24 protein-coding genes are annotated in these 26964 nt (G+C 61.1%); 11 read left to right on the top strand and 13 right to left on the bottom strand.

The window, feature by feature from the left end; genetic code table 11:
- Positions 1-100: 100 nt before the first annotated feature.
- The 3 genes from cgtA to rplU all read right to left on the bottom strand — a co-directional run bounded on the left by cgtA (position 101) and on the right by rplU (position 2122).
- On the bottom strand, positions 101-1324 hold the full coding sequence (gene cgtA / locus PSH78_RS04245; RefSeq protein ID WP_060740551.1) for an Obg family GTPase CgtA: 1224 nt from the start codon (positions 1322-1324) through the stop codon (positions 101-103).
- A 190-nt stretch (positions 1325-1514) separates the two neighbouring features.
- The gene (rpmA, locus tag PSH78_RS04240) at positions 1515-1772 is read right to left on the bottom strand and encodes a 50S ribosomal protein L27 (RefSeq protein ID WP_003205738.1); all 258 of its coding nucleotides are present in this window, start codon (positions 1770-1772) and stop codon (positions 1515-1517) included.
- 35 nt (positions 1773-1807) lie between these two features.
- On the bottom strand, positions 1808-2122 hold the full coding sequence (gene rplU / locus PSH78_RS04235; RefSeq protein WP_003176051.1) for a 50S ribosomal protein L21: 315 nt from the start codon (positions 2120-2122) through the stop codon (positions 1808-1810).
- 399 nt (positions 2123-2521) lie between these two features.
- On the opposite strand from rplU, the gene PSH78_RS04230 reads away from it, so the two are divergent.
- The 3 genes from PSH78_RS04230 to PSH78_RS04220 all read left to right on the top strand — a co-directional run bounded on the left by PSH78_RS04230 (position 2522) and on the right by PSH78_RS04220 (position 4514).
- Positions 2522-3490 carry a polyprenyl synthetase family protein gene (locus tag PSH78_RS04230; protein ID WP_305498703.1) on the top strand — a complete coding sequence of 323 codons (969 nt, stop codon included), beginning with the start codon at positions 2522-2524 and terminating at the stop codon, positions 3488-3490.
- Between the two features lie 233 nt (positions 3491-3723).
- Positions 3724-4065, top strand: a complete 342-nt coding sequence (locus PSH78_RS04225; RefSeq protein ID WP_305498702.1) for a zinc ribbon domain-containing protein YjdM — start codon at positions 3724-3726, stop codon at positions 4063-4065.
- 191 nt (positions 4066-4256) lie between these two features.
- Positions 4257-4514 carry a hypothetical protein gene (locus PSH78_RS04220; protein WP_003205743.1) on the top strand — a complete coding sequence of 86 codons (258 nt, stop codon included), beginning with the start codon at positions 4257-4259 and terminating at the stop codon, positions 4512-4514.
- A 114-nt stretch (positions 4515-4628) separates the two neighbouring features.
- Here PSH78_RS04220 and PSH78_RS04215 read toward each other — a convergent pair whose 3' ends face one another.
- From PSH78_RS04215 to PSH78_RS04200, 4 genes are all read right to left on the bottom strand, one after another.
- Positions 4629-5246, bottom strand: a complete 618-nt coding sequence (locus tag PSH78_RS04215; protein WP_003205746.1) for an FKBP-type peptidyl-prolyl cis-trans isomerase — start codon at positions 5244-5246, stop codon at positions 4629-4631.
- A gap of 120 nt (positions 5247-5366) precedes the next feature.
- Positions 5367-5855 (bottom strand): TIGR00645 family protein, encoded by a 489-nt coding sequence (locus PSH78_RS04210; protein ID WP_047230159.1) that lies wholly within the window; start codon positions 5853-5855, stop codon positions 5367-5369.
- Between the two features lie 118 nt (positions 5856-5973).
- Positions 5974-6315 (bottom strand): hypothetical protein, encoded by a 342-nt coding sequence (locus PSH78_RS04205; RefSeq protein WP_305498700.1) that lies wholly within the window; start codon positions 6313-6315, stop codon positions 5974-5976.
- A 316-nt stretch (positions 6316-6631) separates the two neighbouring features.
- On the bottom strand, positions 6632-9070 hold the full coding sequence (locus PSH78_RS04200) for a Lon protease family protein (protein WP_305498698.1): 2439 nt from the start codon (positions 9068-9070) through the stop codon (positions 6632-6634).
- A 274-nt stretch (positions 9071-9344) separates the two neighbouring features.
- Between PSH78_RS04200 and PSH78_RS04195 the strand changes: the two genes are divergently transcribed.
- The 4 genes from PSH78_RS04195 to PSH78_RS04180 all read left to right on the top strand — a co-directional run bounded on the left by PSH78_RS04195 (position 9345) and on the right by PSH78_RS04180 (position 12786).
- Entirely contained in the window at positions 9345-9833 is a 489-nt protein-coding gene (locus tag PSH78_RS04195) for a DUF3015 domain-containing protein (RefSeq protein WP_030140293.1), read from the top strand.
- 90 nt (positions 9834-9923) lie between these two features.
- Positions 9924-11777, top strand: a complete 1854-nt coding sequence (locus PSH78_RS04190; RefSeq protein WP_305498696.1) for a DUF4105 domain-containing protein — start codon at positions 9924-9926, stop codon at positions 11775-11777.
- A gap of 90 nt (positions 11778-11867) precedes the next feature.
- On the top strand, positions 11868-12224 hold the full coding sequence (locus PSH78_RS04185) for a hypothetical protein (RefSeq protein WP_305498695.1): 357 nt from the start codon (positions 11868-11870) through the stop codon (positions 12222-12224).
- Between the two features lie 70 nt (positions 12225-12294).
- Positions 12295-12786, top strand: coding sequence for a GreA/GreB family elongation factor (locus PSH78_RS04180; protein ID WP_305498694.1), 492 nt, complete (start codon positions 12295-12297; stop codon positions 12784-12786).
- A gap of 126 nt (positions 12787-12912) precedes the next feature.
- On the opposite strand, the gene ettA is transcribed toward PSH78_RS04180, so the two are convergent.
- The gene (gene ettA / locus PSH78_RS04175; RefSeq protein WP_305498693.1) at positions 12913-14577 is read right to left on the bottom strand and encodes an energy-dependent translational throttle protein EttA; all 1665 of its coding nucleotides are present in this window, start codon (positions 14575-14577) and stop codon (positions 12913-12915) included.
- A gap of 271 nt (positions 14578-14848) precedes the next feature.
- Here ettA and PSH78_RS04170 point away from each other — a divergent pair, with 271 nt between their 5' ends.
- From PSH78_RS04170 to PSH78_RS04160, 3 genes are all read left to right on the top strand, one after another.
- A complete protein-coding gene (locus PSH78_RS04170; protein ID WP_305498692.1) occupies positions 14849-18697 on the top strand; it encodes an EAL domain-containing protein in 3849 nt (1282 codons plus the stop codon).
- A 219-nt stretch (positions 18698-18916) separates the two neighbouring features.
- Positions 18917-20170, top strand: a complete 1254-nt coding sequence (gene glyA / locus PSH78_RS04165) for a serine hydroxymethyltransferase (RefSeq protein WP_305498691.1) — start codon at positions 18917-18919, stop codon at positions 20168-20170.
- Between the two features lie 211 nt (positions 20171-20381).
- Positions 20382-20927 carry a hypothetical protein gene (locus PSH78_RS04160; protein ID WP_305498690.1) on the top strand — a complete coding sequence of 182 codons (546 nt, stop codon included), beginning with the start codon at positions 20382-20384 and terminating at the stop codon, positions 20925-20927.
- A 62-nt stretch (positions 20928-20989) separates the two neighbouring features.
- Here the strand turns inward: PSH78_RS04160 and yjiA are convergent, their stop codons facing one another.
- From yjiA to PSH78_RS04145, 3 genes are all read right to left on the bottom strand, one after another.
- Positions 20990-21958 carry a GTPase gene (gene yjiA, locus PSH78_RS04155; protein ID WP_305498689.1) on the bottom strand — a complete coding sequence of 323 codons (969 nt, stop codon included), beginning with the start codon at positions 21956-21958 and terminating at the stop codon, positions 20990-20992.
- 203 nt (positions 21959-22161) lie between these two features.
- Positions 22162-22359, bottom strand: coding sequence for a YbdD/YjiX family protein (locus PSH78_RS04150; protein ID WP_003201656.1), 198 nt, complete (start codon positions 22357-22359; stop codon positions 22162-22164).
- A 15-nt stretch (positions 22360-22374) separates the two neighbouring features.
- Positions 22375-24441 carry a carbon starvation CstA family protein gene (locus PSH78_RS04145; RefSeq protein WP_305498688.1) on the bottom strand — a complete coding sequence of 689 codons (2067 nt, stop codon included), beginning with the start codon at positions 24439-24441 and terminating at the stop codon, positions 22375-22377.
- Positions 24442-24599: 158 nt separating this feature from the next.
- Here PSH78_RS04145 and PSH78_RS04140 point away from each other — a divergent pair, with 158 nt between their 5' ends.
- Entirely contained in the window at positions 24600-24956 is a 357-nt protein-coding gene (locus PSH78_RS04140) for a PilZ domain-containing protein (protein WP_305498687.1), read from the top strand.
- Positions 24957-24997: 41 nt separating this feature from the next.
- On the opposite strand, the gene radA is transcribed toward PSH78_RS04140, so the two are convergent.
- Both radA and PSH78_RS04130 read right to left on the bottom strand, forming a co-directional pair.
- Positions 24998-26365, bottom strand: a complete 1368-nt coding sequence (radA, locus tag PSH78_RS04135) for a DNA repair protein RadA (protein ID WP_030140305.1) — start codon at positions 26363-26365, stop codon at positions 24998-25000.
- 42 nt (positions 26366-26407) lie between these two features.
- Positions 26408-26956: an ankyrin repeat domain-containing protein gene (locus PSH78_RS04130; protein ID WP_305498686.1), complete on the bottom strand. Its 549-nt coding sequence runs from the start codon at positions 26954-26956 to the stop codon at positions 26408-26410.
- Positions 26957-26964: the final 8 nt, after the last annotated feature.

Genomic DNA, 26964 nt, shown 5'->3' with positions numbered 1-26964 from the left:
GACTAGGGTCAGCAGCATGAATGCTAACTGACACACCGCCTTCCGCGAGCAGGCTCGCTCCCACAGGTTTTGATCTCAAGCGGCCTGCATCAGCAGCAGATCAGTCGCGAACGTAGATGATTTCCGGACCGTCTTCGTCATCCACATCCTCTTCGTCCCAATCGTCATCACCGATGTCATGGACCGACTTGACGCCACTGCGGCGCAGGGCACGCTGGTCGTCCAGCGCCTGCAACTGGGCGCGCGCCTCGTCTTCGATGCGCTGGTCGAGCTCGGCCAGCTCTTCCTTGTAGGCCGGATCATTGGCCAGGCGATCGGCACGATCTTCCAGGTAACGCATGATGTCGTGGCAAAGGCGCTCGGTGCCTTCTTTGGCAATCGCCGAGATCACGTAGACCGGACCTTCCCACTCCAGGCGATCAACGATTTCCTTGACCCGCTCTTCGTGCTCTTCTTCGAGGATCTGGTCGCATTTGTTCAGCACCAGCCAACGGTCGCGCTCGGCCAGGGCCGGGCTGAATTTGGTCAGTTCGTTGACGATGACCTCGGCGGCATCGGCGGCATCGGTTTCATCCAGCGGCGCCATGTCGACGAGGTGCAGCAACAGACGGGTACGGGACAGATGCTTGAGGAAACGAATCCCCAGGCCAGCACCTTCGGAGGCACCTTCGATCAACCCCGGAATGTCGGCGATCACGAAGCTTTTCCAGCGATCGACACTGACCACGCCCAGGTTCGGCACCAGGGTGGTGAACGGGTAATCGGCGACTTTCGGCTTGGCCGCCGACACCGAGCGAATGAACGTACTCTTACCCGCGTTCGGCAGGCCCAGCAGACCGACGTCGGCCAGCACTTTCATTTCCAGCTTCAGGTCACGCTGCTCGCCTGGCTTGCCCGGCGTAGTCTGGCGCGGCGCGCGGTTGGTACTGGATTTGAAGCGGGTGTTACCCAGACCGTGCCAGCCGCCATGAGCCACCAGCAGGCGCTGGCCGGCCTTGGTCAGGTCGCCGATGACCTCCTGGGTGGCAGAGTCGATCACTGTGGTACCGACCGGCACACGCAGGATCAGGTCTTCGCCCTTCTTGCCGGTGCAGTCGGTGCTGCCGCCATTGGAACCACGCTCGGCATCGAAATGCCGGGTGTAACGGTAATCCACCAAGGTGTTGAGGTTTTCATCGGCGAGCATGTAGATCGAGCCGCCATCGCCCCCGTCACCACCGTTCGGACCACCGTTTTCGATGAATTTTTCCCGACGGAAACTCATGCAACCATTGCCGCCGTCGCCAGCCTTTACTCGAATCGATACTTCATCAACAAACTTCATGACACACGCCTCTCGCCGTACGGACGAGCCAAAAAAACAAGACATAAGACTCTTGCAAAAATGAGCGCAGCGACCTGAAAACACGCCCCAACCGCAGCGCCGACAGCCCATACAAACAGTTTTGCAAGAGACTCACCCCACAAACGAAAAAGCCCCGTCGCAAGACAGGGCTTTTCCAGCGGTCTCGCAATTAAGCTGCGATAACGCTTACGTAACGACGACCGAAGGCGCCTTTTACTTCGAACTTGATCACGCCTTCGACTTTAGCGAAGAGGGTGTGATCCTTGCCCATGCCAACGCCGTAGCCAGCGTGGAATTGGGTGCCGCGCTGACGCACGATGATGTTGCCCGCTTTGATAGCCTGGCCGCCATACATCTTCACGCCAAGGCGTTTGGCTTCTGAGTCGCGACCGTTACGGGTACTACCACCAGCTTTTTTGTGTGCCATGAGTTCAATTCTCCTAGTGAGGAATTAGGCTGAAATTAAGCCTGAATACCGGTGATTTTGATCTCGGTGTACCACTGGCGGTGGCCCATACGCTTCATGTGGTGCTTACGACGACGGAACTTGATGATGCGGACTTTATCGTGACGACCTTGGGAGATCACTTCAGCCACAACGGTAGCGCCAGCAACGACTGGAGCGCCGATATTCACGTCGTCGCCATTGGCGACCAACAGAACGCGATCAAAAGTCACGGATTCGCCGGTAGCGATTTCCAGTTTTTCGATCTTCAGGTATTCACCTGGGGCGACCTTGTATTGCTTGCCACCAGTAACAATTACTGCGTACGACATGGTATTTCTCCGATAATCCTGCTCACCCAGCGCTTTATAAGAAGAGGTATTGGCTGGCATGGCTGCATGGGCTGGAAGGCCCGGATGCAATTGCGTAAGGCAGGTGCTGCCCAGGAAGTTCAGGGTGCGCGATTGTACGCAAGCCGGGAGAGCCTTGCAAGTAGCCGCCAGACACTGTTAAAGCGTCGCGAGCGAAGGGAAGACAAGGAAAAAACAGGCGAGGAAGCGGAGTTTACAGGCTGTAAATGAGCATTCCGAGCCTGTTTTTGACGCGGGATTAGGCGCGTAGAGCCGAAGGCGCGAAGCCTGCAGCAGTTTTAACAGGGTCTGGTCGCGCCTTGACACCTGCGGACGTGGGTCCTAGCATGCCGCGCAACCCTTCTGGAGCGCCTGTCGCTGATGCAACCCCAAGCTTTCTACCGCGCTGTGGCGGACGATTTTAGCGCCGTCGACGGTATCATCAAGAAGCAGCTGACTTCCCGAGTGCCGCTGGTATCGAAAATCGGCGACTACATCACTTCGGCCGGGGGCAAGCGCCTGCGTCCTCTGTTGGTGCTTTTGTGCGGCAAGGCCCTGGGTCGCGAAGGCGACGACATGCGCCTGCTGGCCGCCACCATCGAATTTTTGCACACCGCGACGCTGCTGCATGACGACGTGGTCGACATGTCCGGCATGCGCCGTGGCCGCTCGACGGCCAACGCGATGTGGGGCAACGCCCCAAGCGTACTGGTCGGCGATTTCCTGTATTCGCGCTCGTTCGAAATGATGGTCGAACTGGGCTCGATGCCGGTGATGAAGATTCTGTCCCAGGCCACGCGCATCATCGCCGAAGGCGAAGTGTTGCAGTTGTCCAAGGTCCGCGACGCCAGCACCACCGAAGAAACCTACATGGAAGTCATCCGCGGCAAGACTGCGATGCTCTTCGAAGCCTCGACTCACAGCGCCGCCGCCCTGGCCGGCGCGACCGCCGAGCAGAGCGAAGCCCTGCGCACCTTCGGCGATCACTTGGGCGTGGCGTTCCAACTGGTAGACGACCTGCTGGACTACAAGGGCGACGCCGACACCCTCGGCAAGAACGTCGGTGACGACTTGGCCGAAGGCAAGCCAACCCTGCCGCTGATCTACACCATGCGCGAAGGCACGCCGGAACAGGCCGCGCTGGTCCGCCAGGCGATCCAGAAAGGCGGGATCGAAGATCTGGAAAGCATCCGTGCGGCGGTTGAAGCCTCCGGCTCGCTGGACTACACCGCAACCCTGGCCCGGGACTACGTCGCCCGTGCGATCAAATGCCTCGACGCCCTGCCGGCCAGCGAGTACCGCGACGCGCTGGTGGAACTGAGCGAGTTTGCGGTGGCGCGTACGCACTGATTGCATGAAAACGGCGAGCTTTTGTGGCGAGGGAGCTTGCTCCCGCTCGGCGGCGCAGCCGTCGTAAAACCGGCTGACGCGATCCGTCTGAATGATCACAGCAATCCAATTGGGCTGCTGCGCAACCCAGCGGGAGCAAGCTCCCTCGCCACGAAAGCCCCGTATCACCCACCCCGCAACAAAACCCTATACAATGTGCGCCCTTTTGACCTCCTGATACCCAAGGAACCTTAGTGAGCACGTTGCCTCCCTGCCCGAAATGCAATTCCGAATACACCTACGAAGACGGTACTCAACTGGTCTGCCCGGAGTGTGCCCACGAATGGTCCGCCAGCGGCGAAGCTGAAGCGCCGTCCGACGATACAGTGAAAAAAGATTCGGTCGGCAACGTCCTGCAGGACGGCGACACCATCACCGTGATCAAGGACCTCAAGGTCAAGGGCACTTCACTGGTGGTCAAGGTCGGCACCAAGGTGAAGAATATCCGCCTGTGCGAGGGCGACCACGACATCGACTGCAAGATCGACGGCATCGGCCCGATGAAGCTCAAATCCGAGTTCGTCAGAAAGGTCTGAACCTGTCACACGCCATCCCGCGTCACGCGCGGGATGCTGCTTCGCCCCCGCCGTTTCGCCAGGCCCGCCAGTTGCGGATGACCTGAGCCTTCCCAACCCATCGTCAGAAAAACCAGCGTTGCGCCAATAGAGACTTGCTATTTAGCGAATAAGAATTATTCTCATCGAACCCCATCAAGGAGATGAGAACCATGACTTATTTGATCGATGCCTGGCTGGACCGCCCACATCCCTACCTCAGGATCCTGCATCGGGAAACCGGCGAAGTCTGTGCGGTGCTTGAAGAAGAAGCCTTGAACGAGCTGCAGGACCAAGGCGACCTGGACCTCAACAGCCTCAATTCCAGTGAGCCGCTGGTGCTCAAGGAGCTGGTGCGTAACCTGTTTCTGTTCTGCTACGCCCGGGCGTTGCGCCCGACGGGTGATTTCAGCGGCAGGTTCCATGGATGAAGCAGCAAACCCTGTGGGAGCAAGCCTGCTCGCGAAGACGGTAGGTCAGTCGATATCAATGTTCGATGACACACCGCTTCACGAGCAGGCTCGCTCCCACAAAAGGCAGTTGCCTTACAGAACGTCCAACAGCTCGACGTCGAACACCAGCACGCTGTGCGGTGGAATGCTGCCAACGCCCTGGGCGCCGTAGGCCAGTTCGCTCGGCACGTACAGGCGCCATTTGCTGCCGGCGTTCATCAATTGGAGCGCCTCGGTCCAGCCCGGGATCACGCCGCCTACCGGGAATTCGGCTGGCTGGCCACGATCGTAGGAGCTGTCGAACACAGTGCCGTCGATCAGGGTGCCATGGTAGTGGGTACGCACCTGGTCTTCGCGAGTCGGCTTGGCGCCTTCGCCCTGGGTCAGCACTTCGAACTGCAGGCCGGACGCCAGGGTGGTGATGCCTTCGCGCTTGGCGTTTTCGGCCAGGAATGCACGGCCTTCGCCAGCAGCGGCTTCAGCCTTGGCGGCAGCTTCGGCCTGCATGATTTCGCGGATCACCTTGAAGCTTGCGGACATCTCGTCCTGGCCAACGCGGCTCGGCTTGCCGGCGAAAGCGTCGGTCAGGCCGGCGAGGATCGCGTCCAGGCTGACGCCCGGCGGCGGGTTGTCGCGCAGTTGGTCGCCCAACTGACGGCCGATGCCGTAGCTGACGCGGGTTTCGTCGGTGGACAGGTTAACTTCGGACATGGTGCTGCTCCGCTGTGCGGACGGCTCGGGAACGTGCCGTGCGTGACACAGCGCCTCCCGGAGCGCCCGGAACCAAAAGGGCGAGCAGACTAGCACAGATGCCGCCGCCCGTGACGAACCTCAATGCTTGGTCAGTTTGTCCAGGTAGCCCATGGCGAATGCCGAGACCACGAACGTCATGTGAATGATCACGTACCACATCAGGTGCTCGGGATCGACATTCTTGGCGTCCATGAAGATACGCAGCAAGTGGATGGAAGAAATGGCTACGATCGACGCCGCGACTTTCATCTTCAGCGACGAGGAATCCATCGTGCCCAGCCAGTTGAGCTTTTCCTTGTCGGAGTCGATGTCCAGTTGCGAGACGAAGTTCTCGTAGCCGGAAATCATCACCATCACCAGCAGGCCGCCTACCAGCGCCATGTCGATCAGCGACAACAGCACCAGGATCAGCTCGGACTCGGCCATGGCAAACACGTTGGGAATGATATGAAAGACTTCCTGAAAGAATTTCAGTGCCAGGGCCAGCAAGCCCAGGGATAGCCCGAAGTAGATCGGCGCCAGTAGCCAACGGGAGGCATACATTGCATTTTCGATAAAGCGTTCCATTGAGTCTCACACCTGGGCTGAAAAATCGCGGCGAGTATATCAGCCACGACCCGCCCCACAAACGCCGCCCCCTTCCTGGGGCCCGACGCTTGTGTCAAGACTTTACCGCGCTGAAGGCTCAATGCAGCGGGCGATATTCGACACCGCCGACGTTGCGACAACGGCCCCCGTTGATTTCCCGTAGCTGTGCCTGCATGTGCAGCGACCAGATCTGCGGATCATCAGCCAGCTCATAACCGTGCAATGTCAGGTTCTGGACGATGGTGTCGAGGAGGGTTTCAGCGGCAGTCGGACCAGGGAACGGCCCTTGGGCCTTGATCGCGGTAGGTTGCTCGCCGGCCATTCCGGCGGCGAACAGTACGGTCCACATGCCGGTGTCGCCAGCGAGCGGACGAACGGCGCATTCGATGCGGGTCACCAGACCCAGGCAGTGGCGAGTAAGACAAAGGTTGCGCGACATGGCGGCGCCCCTCGGTAGATCCGGTATTCAGCCCGGGAAGGCTGTTTCGATCCAATGATGGCTCTCGTTATCCTTGAACTGAGGATAGGAGAAAAGTTCCGGCCGCAAGGGATTTCGAGACCAGAATGCGCCGAGCGGTCACAGTGTGAATATTGACGCCAAACTGGTGACGCAATTCCCAGATAATCCACCAAAACAATGTGGGAGCGAGCCTGCTCGCGAAGTCGGTGTGTCAGCCAACAACACTACTGGCCGACAGTCCGCCTTCGCGAGCAGGCTCGCTCCCACAAGGGTACTTGCGACAATCAGGAAAACATCAGGCCGGCTTCGCCTCCGCCAGAGCCTGCTGGGCCATTTCCTTTTCGGCTTCCTTGATGTCGTCTTCGCTGATCATTTCCGCGATCACCCGTAGCCGCTCCACCACGCGAGCATTGACGCTGCCCTCCGGGAAATCGCCATTTTCATCCGGCTCACCGGCCGGCTCGCCCACCAGCAGGCTCAATGCCTCGTCGGCCTGGCGCACGGCATAGACGTGAAACTGCCCCGCTCGCACCGCGGCCAGCACCTTCTCGTCGAGCATCAGGGTCGCAACGTTGGCCTGGGGGATGATCGCACCCTGCTCTCCCGTCAGCCCGCGGGCTTCGCAGAGGCGGAAGAACCCTTCGATCTTCTCGTTGACCCCGCCGACCGCCTGCACTTCGCCGAACTGGTTGATCGAACCGGTGATGGCGAAGCACTGCTTCAACGGCGTCTTCGACAGGGCCGAGATCAACGTGCAAGCCTCGCCCAGGGAGGCGCTGTCACCGTCCACATAACCATAGGATTGCTCAAGGGCGATGCTGGCCGAAATCGCCAGGGGGAATTCCTGGGCATAACGGCTGCCCAGGTACCCGGTGAGAATCATCACACCCTTGGAGTGGATCGGCTGGCCGAGGTTGACCTCACGCTCGATGTCGACGATACCGCTGCCGCCGGGGTACACCGTGGCGGAAATCCGCGCCGGCACGCCAAACGCCGAATCCCCCACTTCCAGCACGGTCAGCCCGTTGCACTTGCCCACGGCCGCGCCGTCGGTATCGATCAGGATGATCCCCGCCAGCATGTCGTCCAGGATCCGCGCCGAAACCCGTCCGGTGCGAGTCGCCTTGGCCTTGAGGGCGCGCTCGATGTGGCCGGCATCGGTCATGTCATCGCCGGCCAGTTGCCGGATGAAGTCCGCCTCGCTGACCAATTGGAACAGATCACCGATCCGCGCCGACAGGCGCCCCTGATGCTCCGCCAGGCGCGCGCTGTAAGTGGCCAGGCGCGCCACCGCATCGGCGGTCAGCGGGGCCATGCCCTCCTCCGAAGTTCGGGTCTTGAGCAACTGGGCAAACTGCTCCAGGCTCTCGTCGCCCATCGGGATGTCTTCGTCGAAGTCCACCAGCACGCGAAACATTTCCTGGAAGTCCGAATCCAGGTCCTGCAAGGCGTAGTACAGCTGGCGAGCGCCGATGATCACCACCTTGACCTGCAACGGAATATGTTGCGGCGTCAGGGTGACCGTCGCCAGTCGCCCCAGCTCACCCAACGGCGACTCCATCTTCAGCTTGCGCGATTGCAGGGCGCGCTTGAGCGCATCCCACACGAACGGCTCGCCGAGCATCTTTTCCGCCTCAAGAATCAGGAACCCGCCGTTGGCCCGGTGCAAGGCACCCGGGCGCAACTGCCGATACGTGGTGTAGAGCGCGCCCTGATCGGTGCTGTACTCGATGCGCCCGAACAGGTTGTCGTAGGTCGGGTGCGGTTCGAACACCACCGGCGCGCCACCGCTCGCCGGATGCCCGACCACCAGGCTCGGCGCGTATTGCTCTTCGAGCAATTTGCGCGCGACGGCGTCGGTCTTGCTGTCGTCGACCAATTGCTCGACCACGGTCTTGAGCAGGTAGACCTGCATGGCCTGCAGGTAACCGCAGACGGCGGCATTCTCGGCGTATTTTTCCGAGAGCGGCGCGAGCAACGGCTGCAAGGCCAGGGTAATGGTTTCTTCGTTGAGCTGGCGCAGTTGGTTGTTGGACTCGCGTTTCCATTGCGGCAGGCTGGCGAGCTCTTCGTTCAGACGCTCCTCCAGACTGGAAATGTCCTCATGGAAGCGCTCGCGGTCGGCCTCCGGCAACTGGGCGAATTCCGCTTCATCCAGGGCCTTGCCTTCGCTCATCGGCGTGAAGGCGATGTTGCTGCTGTCACGGTACAGCGCGACATCCTTTTCCAACGCCAGGCGCTCGATCACATCGAGGGCGCGGTCGTAGCGCTGATTGAAGGCGCGGTCGATCGCGCTTTTTTTCTGTTGGTAGGACGGATGCTCGAACACCGCCGGAAAAGTCGCCAGCAGATTGTCGATCAGGCCATTGATGTCGGCGATGAAAGCGCCGGCCGTGCCCGACGGCAATTCCAGGGCACGCGGTTCGCGAGGCTCGTCGAAGTTATTGACGTAGACCCAGTCCGCCGGGGTCTGCATGCGCTTGCCCTCGGCCTTGAGGTAGCGTTTGACGAACGAGAACCGACCGGTGCCGGGCTCGCCCATGACAAAGACGTTGTAACCGGGGCGTGGCATCGCCACACCGAACTGCAAGGCTTCGACCGCGCGTTCCTGGCCAAGCACACCGCGAAAGGGCTCCAGATCATTGGTGGTAGAGAAGCTGAACTGTTCAGCGGAAAACGGACGGGTCAGCGCTTCGGGCGCTAGACGCAAGCTGGCAGCAACAGGATCAGGCATCGGGCTTCCTTACATCAGGCGGGGCAGATAGCGGCATTCTGGCGCTGCCCATGCCTGACTGGCAAGGAGCGCCTCAGGCCGAAGCATAGTCGACGGCCCCACCACCGGCAGAAGCCCGTAAACAGGTGATTTCAAATAATGTTTTTGCAAAATGTCACGGAACCCTCGGAACGTGCCTAAACTCCAAACTGCGCGGCTGGAACAATAACCGGCCCACTGGCTGCTGTAGGGGCCAGACCCTGTCCATTGGTATGCACATAAAGAGAACATAGCTATGAAACGGATTCTTCTCGGTACTCTCTTCACCGCTGTATCCATCAACGCCATGGCTCAGGCGCCGGGCGGCCCGGATTGCGGTTGGGGCAACATGCTGTTCGAAGGCCAGCGTGGCACCCCGGCGCATTTCCTCGCATCCACCACCAACGGCACCTCCGGCAACGCCACCTTCGGCATGACCTCCGGCACCAACGGCTGCTCGACCAACGCGGCACTGACCTACGGTGGCAAGTCCTGGCTGGCCATGAATGGCATGATGAACGAGCTGTCCGAAGACATGGCCAAGGGTCAGGGTGAAGCACTGACCACCTACGCCGTGGTACTGGGCGTGGCGCCGGAAGACCGCGCGCACTTCTCCGCTGTGACCCACGAGCACTTCCAGCAGATCTTCAGCAAGGCTGACGTGACCGCCGAAGACGTGCATACCAACACCCTGGCCGTGCTGAAAAACGACCCTCGCCTGGCCAAGTACGCTACTCAAGCTTAAGCTCGACATCACTCGCTCCTTTCGGGGAGCGGGTTTTTTCTTTTTGGGGCCCCTTCGGTCTTTATTTTTCGACTTTCCAAGTAGCCGACTATGCTCAAACGCCTTGCCTGGCTGGCGCTCTGTGTGTGCGCCCCGCTGTCCGCCGCGCCTCATGTCGATCCTCAACGTTTGCAGCAACTGGCCAATGACCGCTTCTGGATTTCCCTGGGTCACTACGAAACGGCCAAGCTCGGTGGCTGGCGCAGCTATGTCAGCGATCGCAAGTTTTTCCTCGCACCCGACGGCAATGAACATCCCGACCGTGAGCTGACCGCCACGTTGCAAGCCTTGTATGGCCCGGCCAGCGCCGGCCAGCAACATGCCCAGTGCGTGTACCCGGCGCGAACGCGCTGGCTCAAGGCGCAGCTCAACCTGACGGACCTGCCGGCGGTCAATTGCAGCGAATTCACCCAGTGGTTCAAGGACGTATCGCCCCACAGCGCGGTGATGATTTTCCCCGCCGCGTACCTGAACAGTCCTTCCTCAATGTTCGGCCATACCTTGCTGCGCATCGACCAGGCCGACGTGCAAAGCGACAAGACCGCACTGCTCAGCTACGCAATCAACTTCGGCGCCTACATCGAAGGTTCGGACAACAGCCTGCTCTACGCCTGGAAGGGTTTGATGGGCGGCTATCCCGGTCTGTTCGCCCTGGTGCCGTACCAGGAAAAACTCTCCGAGTACCGTAGCCTGGAGAACCGCGACCTGTGGGAATACCGCCTCAACCTGAGCCAGGCGGAAACCGAACGCATGGTCGAGCATGTGTGGGAACTCAAGCAGATCCAGTTCGACTACTTCTTCTTTGATGAAAACTGCTCCTACCGCCTCCTCGAACTGCTGCAGGTGGCGCGTCCGAGCCTGCGCCTGACCGAACAGTTTCCGCTGACGGCAATCCCCACCGACACCGTCAAGGCGGTGAAGGAAGCCGGACTGGTGGAAAGCATCCAGTACCGGCCATCCCGCGAGCGAGAGCTGCTCAGCCGCGCCGAGCCGCTCAGCGACGACGAGCAGCAATGGGTACAGAAAGTCAGCGCCGACCAGCAGCAACTGCAAGCGCCGGCATTCCAGGCGCTGCCGCGCCAGCGCCAGGCCCTGATCATCGATGCGGCCTATCGCCTGGAGCGCTATCGTGCCAACGGCCAGGAGCGTGACCCGCAGCGGGCCCAGCGCAGCTTCGAACTGCTGCGGGCGATCAACCGCAATCCCGCGCCGGAACTGGACATCCCGCAACCCGGCCTGCCCGAGGATGGCCATGAATCGCGCACCTGGCAGGCTGGCCTGGGCACGCGAGGCGATCGTGCGTTCGGTGAATACGGCCTGCGCATGGCCTATCACGACCTCAACGACAACGCCGAGAGTTTCCCGCTCGGCGCACAGATCGAGATCCTGCAATTGAAGCTGCGCCAGTACGAAGGCAACGATTGGCAGCTACAACAACTGGACCTGGCGACCATTCGCTCACTGACCCCGCGCAATGAGTTGCTGCAGCCGCTGTCCTGGCAGGTTACCGGTGGCCTGGAGCGAGTACCTGGCAAACACGACGATGAAACCCTGGTCAGCCACGTCAACGGTGGCGCCGGTGGCACCTGGGCCTTGGCTGAGGATGTGCTGGGCTTTGCCCTGGGCACCGTGCGGGTCGAGCACAATAACGACTTCGCCCAGTTCGTCGCCCCGGCCGCCGGCTTCAACAGCGGCGTGCTGTGGAAAAACCCACTGGGCAACCTGAGCCTCGAAGCCAAGGGCGATTACTTCGTCAACGGTGAGGTGCGCCGTAGCCTGAGCCTGAATCAGCAGTGGGAATTGTCGCGCAACCTCGGTCTGCGCCTGAGCGCCCAGCGCGAATTCAGCCAATTGGCTTCGCCGGAAACCGAGGTGATGCTCGAAGTGAAGTGGTACCACTACTGAACAAACGGAATGATCACCGCGCTTTCACGCCTTTCTGACGAATCCGCTTCTAGACTTGCCTTACAAGTGGATCCGGCAGGCAGGCAGAACATGAGGCGCGCGGCAGTGGTACTGGGTGTGTTGATGTTGCTCGGTGGCTGCGAAACCACCCACGAGGATCTGATCGCCCGAGGTTATCCACCGGCCTTCGCCGATGGCTTCGATGACGGTTGTAGCAGTGGCCGGCAAGCGGCCGGCGCGATCACTGGCCAATTCCGCAAAGACGTGCCGCGTTATCTCAGGGACGCCCACTACGCCGAAGGCTGGAGCGATGGCTTTCGGCAGTGCCAGGCCATGCGCGAGAGTCAAGAGCGTGACGCGTACCGTGAGCGCCATTGGGACGATCGCGAACGGGCCTGGCAGCAGGAGAAAGATCGGGACGCCGCCCGGGCTTATCGCTCGCCGTGAGTCGCGTACAGACATTCGTCGAAACCAAAACCCTGCGACCATGGCCCAAACTCCAATAGAGGAGAATTCCATGAGTCGCGCCTTCGTCAACGAAGACAACGCCGCCGCCCAGGCCGATCAACCGGTAGAGCGCCAGGTCAGCACGCAACCCAACTGTGTCACACCCGCCGGGCTCGCCCAGCTACAGGCGCGGGTCGCCGAGTTGCAAGCGCTGCACGGTCAACAGACAGCCCAGGGCGAGCAGGCGGACAAGCAGCGTATCGCCGACCTCGAACGGGATCTGCGGTATTTCAATCAGCGGCTGCAAAGTGCGCAGGTCGTCACCTTGAGCAAATGTGATCAGGTGCGAATCGGACATTGGGTGACCTTCGCCGATGAGCACGACCAGGCGCAACGAGTGCAACTGGTGGGTGAAGACCAGGCCGATGCCGCCAATGGATTGATCAATTGGGGCTCGCCGCTCGGGCGGGCCTTGCTAGGGGCGAAGATCGGGGATGAGGTGGTGTGGAAGCGGCCGGTGGGGGATGTGGCGATCGAGGTGCTGGAAATAGAGCTTGGGTGATGTTGCAGGCCTAATGTGGGAGCGAGCCTGCTCGCGATGGCGGTGGATCAGTCAGTAATCTTTCAACTGATCTGACGCCTTCGCGAGCAGGCTCGCTCCCACAGGGTTACTGCTTAGCCGGGCGAATCAAGCCAGCTTCTTGTGCCGTACACGATGCGGCTGGGCAGCGGCTTCGCCGAGGCGCTTCTTGCGATCGGCTTCGTACTCGGTGTAGTTGCCTTCGAAGAACACCGCTTGCGAGTCGTCTTCGTACGCCAGAATGTGCGTCGCGACGCGGTCGAGGAACCACCGATCGTGGGAGATCACAATGGCCGCGCCCGGGAAGTCCAGCAGGGCCTCTTCCAGGGAACGCAGGGTTTCGACGTCGAGGTCGTTGGACGGTTCGTCGAGCAGCAGGACGTTGCCACCCTCCTTCAAGGTCAGCGCCAGGTGCAAGCGACCACGCTCACCGCCGGACAGGTCCTTGACGAATTTCTGCTGGTCGCCACCCTTGAAGTTGAAGCGCCCCACGTAGGTACGCGACGGGATTTCGTAGCTGCCAATGCGGATCTGGTCGGAGCCGTCGGAGATCTGCTGGAACACGGTCTTGCTGCCGTCCAGGTCCTCGCGGCTCTGGTCGACGCAGGCCAGCTGCACGGTTTCACCGATTTCGATGGTGCCCGAGTCCGGTGTTTCCTTGCCCATCAGCATGCGGAACAGCGTGGACTTACCGGCGCCGTTACCACCGATCACGCCGACGATGGCGCCCTTGGGCATGGAGAACGACAGGTTGTCGATCAACACGCGGTCGCCGTAGCCCTTGCTGACGTTCTTGAACTCGATGACCTTGTCACCCAGGCGCGGACCGGCCGGGATGTAGATCTCGTTGGTTTCGCTGCGCTTCTGGAATTCCTGGGACTGCATTTCCTCGAAGCGTTGCAGACGCGCCTTGGATTTGGACTGACGAGCCTTGGCGCCTTTGCGCACCCACTCCAGTTCTTCCTTCATGGCTTTTTCATGCGCCGATTGCTGCTTGGACTCCTGGGCCAGACGATCGGATTTGGCCTCCAGCCAGCCCGAATAGTTGCCTTCGTATGGAATGCCTGCGCCGCGGTCGAGCTCCAGGATCCAGCCGGCAACGTTGTCCAGGAAGTACCGGTCGTGCGTGATCGCAACCACGGTGCCGGGGAAATCGTGCAGGAAGTGTTCGAGCCAGGCGACGGAATCGGCGTCCAGGTGGTTGGTCGGTTCGTCGAGCAGCAGCATGTCCGGGGCGGACAGCAGCAAGCGGCACAGCGCCACGCGGCGCTTTTCACCGCCGGACAGGTGCTCGACCTTGGCGTCCCAGGCCGGCAGGCGCAGTGCATCGGCGGCGACTTCCAGCTGACGGTCCAGGTTGTGGCCATCGCTGGCCTGCAGGATCGCTTCGAGCTTGGCCTGCTCGGCGGCCAACTTGTCGAAATCGGCGTCCGGATCGGCGTAGGCGGCATAGACCTCGTCCAGGCGCGCCTGGGCATCCTTGATCACGCTGACCGCTTCCTCGACCACTTCGCGAACGGTCTTGGTCGGATCCAGCTGAGGCTCCTGCGGCAGGTAGCCGATGTTCAGGTCAGGCATCGGACGGGCTTCGCCGTCGAATTCCTTGTCGACGCCAGCCATGATTTTCAACAGCGTGGACTTACCCGAACCGTTGAGGCCCAGCACGCCGATCTTGGCGCCGGGGAAAAATGACAGCGAAATGTTTTTCAGGATTTCCCGCTTCGGCGGAACAACTTTGCTCAGCCGATGCATGGTGAAGACGTATTGAGCCATGGTGAACCTAGCGTCAGTGACAGGTGAAAAGAACGAGCCAGGCCATGCGCGGCGCGGGCACTTGATGTTGATCAATGCCTGCGGGCCGATTGAGCCTGGGAATCTGGAGCCGGAGCGCTCTTGTTTGACCGGCAAAGCTACCTCAACCGTCGGTCAAGGTCCAGCCGCCCAGGGCTGGCACTTTGCCACAAGTCAAGGCATGCTAGCCGCCCTTCGGGCGTCCGGCTTATAGTGCACGTCGCGCCAGTCCAGCAAACTGCAGGATTACAGCTTGTCCAACGTCACTCCGTCCCCGTCCCCGCGCGCCGCCCCTGCTGTGCCTGGCGTGCCCCTGCGCGGGACATTGAAGGGCGCGCTGGCCTCGCTGGTGCTGTTGCTGCTGGGCCTGCTTTTCTGGCAATTGCTCGACCAACTGCGCGAGACCCAGCAGCAACAGCGCCAATACACCATCGACTACACCGCCGACCTGGCCGCGCAAGTCAGCCTGAACATGGCCTTGAATGCGCAGATTGCACTCAATCTGCTACCGATCGTCGAACAACCGCAAAGCGCCGACGAACAACAGGCGCTGCTGCGCAAACTCCAGCAATCGTTGCCCGAATTACGCAGCCTGGCACTGCTGAGCCCTTCCGGCCGGGTGCTCAGCGACAGCGACGCGACCAGCGAGGATGCCAGCTACCTGGCCGAACTGGTACGGCGCAGTCATGCCCAGGCGCACTATTTCAGCAATGCCGAGGACGGTTCCGTGGTGCACCTGTTGTTGCACCAGGCCAGCGGCAACACGCGCGGTTATTGGGCGTTGCGCCTGACCCCGGGGTTCTTCGCGACATTGACCAAACAGGCCGATACCGGGCTGCGCCCGCTGTGGCTGGTGGAGAACCGGGTCAACCAGCAAATCATCAGCCGCGACGAGGCCCCGCCCTCGCCCAACCCGACCCGATTGACCTCGCAAGATCTCAGCAACACCGTGCTGACGGTGCCGCTGAGCAGCAGCGACTGGCAACTGCGCGGGTTGTTCGATCGCAGCCAGGTGCTCGAACAGTTGCTGCCCGCGTTCATTGGCAAATGCCTGCTGGGCCTGGCGTTTTCGCTGCTGCCGGTGATCGCGCTGCTGAACATGCGTCGCCGCCAGCGTCAGTTGCATGAGGGGCGCCGCCGCTACCAGGACATCTTCGAGGGCACCGGCGTGGCCCTCTGCGTGCTTGACCTGTCTGGGCTCAAGGCCTTTTTTGCCCGAGCCGGCCTGCATGATGGCGAGCAGTTGCGCACCTGGCTGCAGGCCCCGCAGCAGCTCGAGCAGTTACAGCAGCAAGTGCACGTCACCGAAGTCAACCAGATGGCCTTGAAGCTGCTCAATGTCGATTCCTGCGAACAGGCCTGGCAACTGCTGGTGGGCAACGCGGCGAAAGACCACAACCCAGTTGGCTCGAAACTGCTCGAAGCGCTGCTCGACCAGCACAAACAACTGGAACTGGAAATCAGGCTCCAGGACGCCCATGGTCGTGACCAGCATTTGTGGCTGGTGTTGCGCCTGCCGGAAACACAGGACGACTATAACGCCGTCATCCTGAGCATCAGCGATATCACCAGCCGCAAGCTGATCGAATTGTCGCTGCTTGAGCGCGAAGGTTTCTGGTCCGATGTTGTGCGCACCGTCCCGGATCATCTTTACGTACAGGACGTCATCAGCCAGCGGATGATCTTCAGCAACCACCACCTGGGCCAGACGCTCGGCTACGACCGTACCGAGTTGCACCAGATGGGCGAGTATTTCTGGGAAATCCTGCTGCACAGCGACGATGCCGATCACTACCACCACTTGCGCCAGGAACAGCGCCGCGGCGGTTACACGCAACTGCTGCAATGCCAGTTACGCTTTCGCCATCGCAACGGCAAATGGCGACGTTTCGAGGTCCGCGAACAGGCCCTGGCCCGGGACCGCCATGACCAGGTCACACGGATCATCGGCGTGGCCAAGGACATCACCGAGCAGATCGAGGCCAGCGAATCACTGCGCGACAGCGAGCAGCGCTACCGGATGCTCGCCGAAAGCATCAGCGACGTGATTTTCTCCACCGACAGCAAACTCTCGCTCAACTATGTCAGCCCGTCGGTCCAGGCAGTGCTGGGCTACACCGCCGACTGGATCTTCCAGCATGGCTGGCAGTCGACCATCGCCAATCCGCAACAACTGACCGGCATCTACAGCCTGATGGACCGGGTCAGCAAGGCCCTCGACCAGCCTGGCCAACTGGCTGAGCTGCGCAACCAGTTGCAGACCCAACTGTTCCTGTTCGACTGCCTGCGTGCCGACGGGCGCAAGATCCCCATCGAGCTGCGGCTGGTGCTGGTGTGGGACGACAACGGCGCGTTCGAGGGGGTATTGGGTGTCGGCCGTGACATCAGCCAGCAGCGTCGCGCCGAAAAAGACCTGCGCATGGCCGCGACGGTATTCGAGCATTCGACCTCGGCGATCCTGATCACCGACCCGGCCGGCTACATTGTCCAGGCCAACGAAGCCTTCAGCCGGGTCAGCGGTTATGCGGTGTCGCAGGTGTTGGACCAGTTGCCCAACATGCTGACCGTCGACGAGCAGCAGGAAGCCCACTTGCGCTACGTGCTCAAGCAGCTGCAACAACACAGCACCTGGGAAGGCGAAGTCTGGCTCAAGCGCCGCAACGGCGAGCACTACCCGGCCTGGGTCGGCATTACCGCGGTGCTCGACGACGAAGGCGACCTCGCCAGCTATGTGTGCTTCTTCAGCGACATCAGCGAGCGCAAGGCCAGCGAGCAGCGCATCCATCGCCTGGCTTACTACGACGCCCTGACCCACCTGCCCAACCGCACGCTGTTCCAGGACCGCCTGCATACCGCGCTGCAATCGGCGGAACGGCAGAAGAGCTGGGTGGTGCTGATGTTCCTCGACCTGGACCGCTTCAAGCCGATCAACGATTCCCTCGGCCACGCCGCCGGCGACCGGATGCTCAAGGAAATGGCCACGCGACTGCTCGGCTGCGTGGCCGATGACGACACGGTGGCGCGCATGGGCGGCGACGAGTTCACCCTGTTGCTGCAACCGCGCGCAAGCCGCGAAATGGCGCTCAACCGGGCGATTACCGTGGCCGAGCAGATCCTTGCCAGCCTGGTCCGGCCGTTTGTGCTCGAAGGCCGGGAGTTCTTCGTCACCGCCAGTATCGGTATCGCCCTGAGCCCACAGGACGGCAACGAGCTGAGCCAACTGATGAAAAACGCCGACACCGCCATGTACCACGCCAAAGAGCGCGGCAAGAACAACTTCCAGTTCTACCAGGCCGACATGAACGCCAGCGCCCTGGAGCGCCTGGAGCTGGAAAGTGACCTGCGCCATGCGCTGGAACAGAACGAGTTCGTCTTGTATTACCAGCCACAGTTCAGCGGCGACGGCAAGCGCCTGACCGGGACCGAGGCCTTGCTGCGCTGGCGCCATCCGCGACGCGGGCTGGTGCCGCCAGGGGACTTCATCCCGGTGCTCGAAGAACTCGGGCTGGTGGTGGACGTCGGCGACTGGGTCATCAGCGAGGCCTGTCGCCAGCTCAAGACCTGGCACCAGGCCAAGGTCCGGGTGCCGAAGGTCTCGGTCAACATTTCCGCCCGGCAGTTCTCCGACGGCCAGCTCGGCACGCGCATCGCCAATATCCTGCGCAGCACCGGCCTGCCGCCGGCGTGCCTGGAACTGGAGCTGACGGAAAGCATTCTGATGCGCGAAGTCAGCGAGGCGATGCAGATCCTGGCCGGCTTGAAGAATCTGGGCCTGAGCATCGCGGTCGATGACTTCGGCACCGGTTATTCATCGCTCAACTACCTCAAGCAATTCCCCATCGACGTGCTGAAGATCGACCGCACCTTCGTCGATGGCCTGCCGTCCGGCGAGCAGGATGCCCAGATCGCCCGGGCGATCATCGCCATGGCCCACAGTCTCAACCTGGCGGTCATCGCCGAGGGTGTCGAGACGCACGAGCAACTGGATTTCCTCCGTGAACATGGCTGCGACGAAGTCCAGGGCTACCTGTTTGGCCGACCGATGCCGGCCAACCGGTTTGAAGCGCAGTTCAGCAATGATGCGCTGTTCATGCTCGACTGAAATTTATATCGTCTGGGCGGGCGTCTTCGCGAGCAGGCTCGCTCCCACATGGGAATCATTTCAAGTGTGGGAGCGAGCCTGCTCGCGAAAGGCCCGGCCAGGACACCACTTGGGGCGCATGAAACCCATTCGTCCAGGACATGACGTCCTTTCATATGCCTTCCAAAACCGGTTGGGTTAGAATGCCCCCCTTTTCTGCCCCGATCCTTGAGGACCGCCATGTTCAGCCGTGATTTGACTATTGCCAAGTACGACGCCGATCTCTTTGCCGCCATGGAGCAAGAAGCTCAGCGCCAGGAAGAGCACATTGAGCTGATCGCTTCGGAAAACTACACCAGCCCCGCGGTGATGGAAGCTCAAGGCTCGGTACTGACCAACAAGTACGCCGAAGGCTACCCGGGCAAGCGCTACTACGGCGGTTGCGAGTACGTCGATGTGGTCGAACAACTGGCCATCGACCGCGCCAAGCAACTGTTCGGCGCCGATTACGCCAACGTCCAGCCGCACGCAGGCTCGCAAGCCAACGCCGCCGTCTACCTGGCGCTGCTGTCGGCCGGCGACACCATCCTGGGCATGAGCCTGGCCCACGGCGGTCACTTGACCCACGGCGCCAGCGTTTCGTCCTCGGGCAAACTGTATAACGCCATCCAGTACGGCATCGACGGCAACGGCCTGATCGACTATGACGAAGTCGAGCGCCTAGCCGTCGAGCACAAGCCGAAAATGATCGTGGCCGGCTTCTCCGCCTACTCGCAGATCCTCGACTTCCCGCGCTTCCGCGAAATCGCCGACAAGGTCGGCGCCTACCTCTTCGTCGACATGGCTCACGTTGCGGGCCTGGTTGCCGCTGGCGTCTACCCGAACCCGGTGCCGTTCGCCGACGTGGTCACCACCACGACCCACAAGACCCTGCGTGGCCCACGTGGCGGCCTGATCCTGGCACGTGCCAACGCCGACATCGAGAAGAAGCTGAACTCGGCCGTATTCCCTGGCGCCCAAGGTGGCCCGCTGGAACACGTGATCGCGGCCAAGGCCATCTGCTTCAAGGAAGCTTTGCAACCTGAGTTCAAAGCCTACCAGCAGCAAGTGGTGAAGAATGCCAAGGCCATGGCCGGCGTGTTCATCGAACGCGGCTTCGACGTGGTCTCCGGCGGTACTGAAAACCACCTGTTCCTGCTGTCGCTGATCAAGCAGGACATCTCCGGTAAAGACGCTGATGCCGCATTGGGCAAGGCGTTCATCACCGTGAACAAGAACTCGGTGCCGAACGATCCACGCTCCCCATTCGTCACCTCGGGCCTGCGCTTCGGCACCCCGGCCGTGACCACTCGCGGCTTCAAGGAAGCCGAGTGCAAGGAACTGGCCGGCTGGATCTGCGACATCCTGGCGGACCTGAACAACGAAGCGGTGATCGATGCCGTTCGCGAGAAGGTCAAGGCCATCTGCAAGAAGCTGCCGGTGTACGGCGCTTAATTAGCCCTGCTACATTCGCTGTTCGAAAAAAGGCCCCTATCGAAAGATAGGGGCCTTTTTAGTTAGCGCGACTAACAAATGTTATTGGCAAACTGCTCCAGTCTCTGCCGAGCCAATCAAAACTGGCAACACTTCAAATCTCCTCCTCCAACAAAAAAATAATATAAGTATTCCTCACTTGATCAATCGACCTTAAGGAATATTTCAACACATGGACAACCAATCATCTTTCGATGCTGTAATAAGAACTTCCGGCGAGCATATAAACCTGCTTGAAGAGCTGCATGGTAAACCCGCAATCGCAACCTTGACCGAGTTCAGCGGAGGCTTCTTTACCGGCAGGCCCCAACCCCATGACCACTCGACGCTTCTCGGTACTGTCTCCAGAGATCCGCGCCTGGATCGGAAGCCGCTAAGGCTACGTTTTCAATACACCGAAGCCGGGTATGCACTGACTATAAAAAACACAGGCGAGCATCAGGACAAATATATCGGCCTGGCTTGGCGCAACCACTTTGGCGTGACGACCGCAAGCATTGAAGACGCCGCCTTGTTCAGCCTGACGGATCAGAACAACAACATACTTACCCGAGACAGTTTAAAAGCAGCCCACACCCTCATCACCTTGAGGACTGCAACCGACAAATATATCGGTAGATCCAAGCGGCGAGGATCCCCTTATACCTATCTCGCCGAGACAGACGAAAATGCCAAGATTACATTCATACTCAGCCTTCTGGAGCACTCCTCATCCTGATGGCCGAAGGGTGACCCTGGCCATGAGGAGCAGGCATCCCCGATGCCTGGAACACTTGACCATCAGAGTAGCGCAGCGTCGAAACCAGCGCGGATCTTCTCTTCAGGCAATTCGTCGGCAATGAACACGATCACGCTTTCCCGAGCTTCACCCTCGGCCCATTCGGTGTCCCAATCGAAACCGTACAGCTTGAGTACGCCCTGGAATACCAGTCGGCGGGGTTCGCCGGCAATGTTCAGCACACCTTTGTAGCGCAGCAATTGCTTGCCGTGCTCTTCCAGCAGCTGGTTCATGAACGCACTCAGCCTGTCGATATCCAGCGGCTTGTCGGTGCGCAGCACGAGGCTGCTGATGCGATCGGCCGTGGTGGCCTTGGCGACCGGGCGAAGGCTGAGCCCGCCGCCCAGGTCCGCGTTGAGATTGAAGCCGCGAATGTCGAGCAACTCGGCCAGATCGATCTTGCCGTGCTCGACCACTCGGATCGGCGCCCGTCGGTTGATCCGAGTCAGGCGCTCGGCAAGTGCCTCGACATCAGCGGCGTCCACCAGGTCGGTCTTGCTCATGAGCAGCCGATCGGCAAACCCGACCTGGGCCTGGGCAATGGCCTGGGTCAGGTGGATCTCGGCGTGAGCGGCATCGACCAAGGTCAGGATGCCGTCGAGGATGTAGCGTTCGCGCAGGTCTTCATCGATGAAGAAGGTCTGGGCCACTGGGGCTGGATCGGCCAGGCCGGTGCATTCGATCACCAGGCGGTCGAAGGCGATTTCACCGCTGTCCAGCCGCTCAAGCAACAGGTACAGGGCCTTGGTCAGATCGGTGTGAATGGTGCAGCACACGCAACCGTTGGCCAGGGTCATGACTTGCACCGGATCGTCGCCCAGCAACTGGGTGTCGATGCCGGCATCGCTGAATTCGTTCTCGATCACGGCGATTTTCAGGCCGTGCTCGGCCTTGAGCAGATGACGCAACAACGTGGTCTTGCCAGCACCGAGGAAGCCGCTGAGGATCGTGACCGGGATGGGAGAGGACACACTGGATCTCCTGTTTCGAAATTAAGATAAGGCAAACAAACTCCTGCGGGAGCGAGCCTTTGTAGCGCATGCGAATCCTGAGTCCAACCCAAAAACAACTGTGGGAGCGAGCCTGCTCGCGAAGGCGCCGGGTCAGTCGACATCTTCATCGACTGACACTCCGCTATCGCGAGCAGGCTCGCTCCCACAGGGATTACTTCAGTTCAACAGCATTTGGGGCCACCCTTGCCACCGTAACGGGCTTCCTGGCGTTCTCGGAAGAACGCCTCGTAGTCCATCAACGGCTTGTCGGGATGCTTGGTTTGCATGTGCTCGACGTAGTTGTCGTAGTCGGGCATGCCGACCATCAGGCGGGCGGCCTGACCGAGGTATTTACCGAGGCGACTCAAGTCATTGAACATCGTTGCAATCCCCTATCAAGCGTCCGGCAGCGCCTGGAATGGCGCTTCCTTGTCCGTGCGTTCCTTGGTGCCCCAAGCGGCGATGCCGACCTTGAGCGCGTAGAACAGGATGCTGAAGACCACGAACAGGAACAACACCGTCAGCGTTGCGTTGGTGTAGGCGTTGAACACCACGTGCTGCATCTGCTCGATGCTCTTGGCCGGGGCCAGGATCTGGCCGGCGGCCAGGGCATCGTTGTATTTGCGCGCCAGGGCCAGGAAGCCGATCGCCGGGTTGGCGTCGAACAGCTTGATCAGGCCCGCGGTGGTGGTGCAGATCAGCAGCCAGCTGGCCGGCAGCAGCGTGACCCAGACGTAGCGCTGGCGCTTCATCTTGATCAGCACCACGGTAGCGAGCATCAGCGCGATACCGGCCAGCATCTGGTTGGAGATGCCGAACAGCGGCCACAAGGTGTTGATGCCGCCCAGCGGATCGATCACGCCCTGGTACAGCAAGTAACCCCACAGCGCGACGCAGCCGGCGGTGGCGATCAGGTTGGCGGTCCACGATTCGGTGCGCTTGAGGGCCGGCACGAACGAGCCGAGCAGGTCCTGCAACATGAACCGTCCGGCACGGGTGCCGGCGTCTACCGCGGTGAGGATGAACAGCGCTTCGAACAGGATCGCGAAGTGGTACCAGAACGCCATGGTGTTCTCACCCGGCAGCACCGAGTGGAGGATCTGCGCGATACCCACCGCCAGGGTCGGCGCACCGCCGGCACGGGCCAGGATGGTGGTCTCGCCGATGTCCTTGGCCACCGCTTGCAGCGCGTCGGGGGTGATTGCAAAACCCCAGCTGCTGACGGTCTGGGCCACGGCTACCACGTCCGAACCGACGATAGCCGCCGGGCTGTTCATGGCGAAGTACACGCCCGGCTCGATCACCGAGGCCGCGACCATGGCCATGATCGCTACGAACGATTCCATCAACATGCCGCCGTAACCGATGTAGCGGGCGTTGGTTTCGTTATCCAGCAGCTTGGGCGTGGTGCCCGAGGAGATCAGCGCGTGGAAACCCGAGACCGCACCGCAGGCGATGGTGATGAACAGGAACGGGAACAGACCGCCCTTCCACACCGGCCCGGTGCCGTCGGTGAACTGGGTCAGCGCCGGCATTTTCAGCTCGGGCATGGTCACCAGGATGCCGATCGCCAGGGCGATGATGGTGCCGATCTTGAGGAATGTGGACAGGTAGTCCCGTGGCGCCAGGATCAGCCACACCGGCAGCACCGCGGCGACAAAACCGTAGCCGATCAGCATCCAGGTGATCTGGATCCCAGTGAAGGTGAAGGCCTTGGCCCAGACCGGGTCGGCGGCAATCTGCCCGCCCAGCCAGATCGAACCGAGCAGCAACAGCACGCCGATGAGCGAGATTTCACCGATGCGGCCCGGGCGGATGTAGCGCATGTAGATGCCCATGAACATCGCGATCGGGATGGTCGCCATCACCGTGAAGATGCCCCACGGGCTCTCGGCCAGGGCCTTGACCACGATCAGCGCCAGCACCGCAAGGATGATGATCATGATCAGGAAGCAGCCGAACAGCGCGATGGTGCCGGGGATGCGGCCCATTTCCTCGCGCACCATGTCGCCCAGCGAGCGACCGTTGCGGCGGGTCGACAGGAACAGGACCATGAAGTCCTGCACCGCACCGGCCAGCACCACGCCGGCGATCAGCCAGAGCGTGCCGGGCAGGTAGCCCATCTGCGCCGCCAGCACCGGCCCGACCAGCGGCCCCGCGCCGGCAATGGCCGCGAAGTGGTGGCCGAAGAGAATGTGCTTGTTGGTCGGGACATAGTCCAGGCCATCGTTGTTGAGCACGGCGGGCGTGGCCCGGCGCGCATCGAGTTGCATCACGTTGTTGGCGATGAAGAGGCTGTAGTAGCGGTAGGCGACCAGGTAGATGGCCACGGCCGCGACGACGATCCAGAGGGCGTTGATCGGCTCTCCGCGGCGCAGGGCCACTACGCCAAGGGCGCACGCGCCTACGACGGCCAGCAGTAGCCAGGGCAGATGGCGTAGCAGGCTATTATTGTTTTTCATTTTTTTATTCCAGCCAGGGTGGACAAGAAAGACAGCCACCCGAGTTTAGCGCTTACCGGCGTAAAGGCCATACCCGACATTCGTCTGCCAATGGCCAAACGGGCACGATGCTGCGCCAGCAGGGTCTATAGTCAGTGAATCTCCAGAGGGATTGCGTAATGAGCGAACGCCGCCGCTTCGTACGAATTGAATTTCATGCAAAGACCGAACTGAGCCAAGGGCCTTTCACCTGGCCGGTGGAGCTGCTGGATTTGTCTCTCAAGGGATTACTGATCAACAAGCCCGAACCCTGGATTGGTGACCCCGAAAAACCCTTCATGGCTGATATTCATTTGAGCCCCGAGGCTGAGGTCAAGATGGAAGTCCGGCTGACTCACGATGACCATGGTCATCTGGGTTTTGTCTGTGAACACATCGACCTGGAGTCCATTGCGCATCTACGTCGGCTGGTAGAACTGAATCTGGCTGACCATGACGAGCTGGAGCGGGAACTGGCGGCGTTGATCCAAATCTGACGACACCGAGATCCCTCGCCACAAAAGGCCTGCACAAGCCGCTACTCGAACAACGCATCCAACGCCTGCTCCAACCGCGTCACCGCAATGATCTGCAGCCCCGCCGGCGCTTCCTTCGGCGCATTGCCCTTGGGCACGATGGCGCGCTTGAAGCCATGTTTGGCCGCTTCCTTGAGCCGCTCCTGCCCGCTGGGCACTGGTCGCACTTCACCCGAAAGCCCGACCTCACCGAACACCAGCAAATCATGCGGCAGCGGCCGATTGCGCAGGCTGGACATCACGGCCGCCATCAATGCCAGGTCGGACGCGGTCTCCAATACCTTCACCCCGCCCACCACGTTGAGGAATACATCCTGGTCGTGGGTAGGGATGCCGCCGTGCCGGTGCAAGACAGCCAACAGCATGGCGAGCCGGTTCTGATCCAGGCCCAGGGTGACCCGGCGCGGATTCGCCAGGTGGCTGTCATCCACCAGCGCCTGGACTTCCACCAGCATCGGCCGGGTGCCTTCCCACGTCGCCATGACCACGCTACCCGGAACCTCTTCCTGGGCACGCGTGAGAAAAATCGCCGAAGGGTTGGAGACTTCCTTCAGGCCCCGGTCAGTCATGCCGAACACGCCCAACTCGTTGACGGCGCCAAAACGGTTCTTCACCGCTCGCAACAAACGCAGGCGACCGTCCGATTCGCCTTCGAAATACAACACCGTATCGACCATGTGCTCCAGCACCCGAGGGCCCGCCAGCGCGCCTTCCTTGGTGACGTGACCGACCAGGAAGATCGCCGTGCCGCTCTGCTTGGCATAACGCACCAGCAGCGCCGCGCTTTCGCGCACCTGGGACACGCCACCCGGTGCCGATTGCAGCTGTTCGGTAAAAATCGTCTGGATCGAGTCGATCACCATCACCTTGGGTTTTTCCAGGCGCGCCGTGGCGATGATGGTTTCGATGCAAGTCTCGGTCATGACGCGCAACTGATCCTGGGGCAACCCCAGCCGTCGTGCGCGCATCGCGACCTGTTGCTGGGATTCTTCGCCAGTGACATACAGCGCCGGCATGCGAGTAGCGAGGTTGCACAGGGTTTGCAGCAGGATGGTGGATTTGCCGATGCCCGGATCTCCGCCGATCAGTACCACCGAACCATCCACCAGACCGCCGCCCAACACGCGATCCAGTTCGCCGGACGCCGTGGAAAAGCGCGGGATTTCTTCGACGCTGACCTCGGCCAGGGTCTTGATCTGGGCTTGTTGCCCAGCCCAACCCGTGCGCCCGGTGGGTGCCGCCGCCCCGCCGCTTTCCACCATGGTTTCGGTCAGGGTATTCCAGGCGCCGCACTCACTGCATTGGCCAGCCCATTTGGGAAAGGTCGAGCCGCACTCGGTGCAGCCGTACATGCGCTTTGCCTTGGCCATCTGAACTCCGGGTAAAAACCGCGATGATAGCCTAGCCAGGCTTTACTGCGGGGCCGGCATTCTGATTTCGCCCTTCGCCAGATCCGCCGCGCTATTGCCCAACGGATCCCTGGCCTCCAGGTCGGCACCCTTGGCCTTCAAGGCATCGAGCAATTCGTCACGCTTGAACAGGCCTGCATACATCGCAGCGGTCTGTCCGGCACCGTTGCGTTGGTCCGGACTGCACTCGGTGGACAATAAACGGCGGGCGATCTGGACTTCACCCTTGAAGATGGCGCCCATTAACGCCGTATTGCCGCGTTTGTCCTGGGCGCAGGCATCGGCGCCAGCGGCCAACAGCCGCTCCACCGCGGGCGCGTGGCCGTGATAAGCCGCCAGGATCAGCGCCGTGTAGCCCTTCTCATCCCGGGTGTCGAGCGAGTAACCGGCCTCGATGAACGTATCGAGCATCGGCACATCACCCCGGCGTGCGGCGTCGAAATAATAGTCTTGCAGCTGTTCCCGCACCGCAGCCGGATCGGCGGGTACAGGCTGCTCGGCCAACACGCCCACCGACCAGGTCACGAGTACCGATAGAAGAAAATTTCGCATCAGGCTTC

This window comes from Pseudomonas sp. FP198, from assembly GCF_030687895.1.
GTDB lineage: Bacteria > Pseudomonadota > Gammaproteobacteria > Pseudomonadales > Pseudomonadaceae > Aquipseudomonas.
Note: the sequence above shows the minus strand (reverse complement) of the source record. Positions and strands in the feature narration are given on the sequence as shown.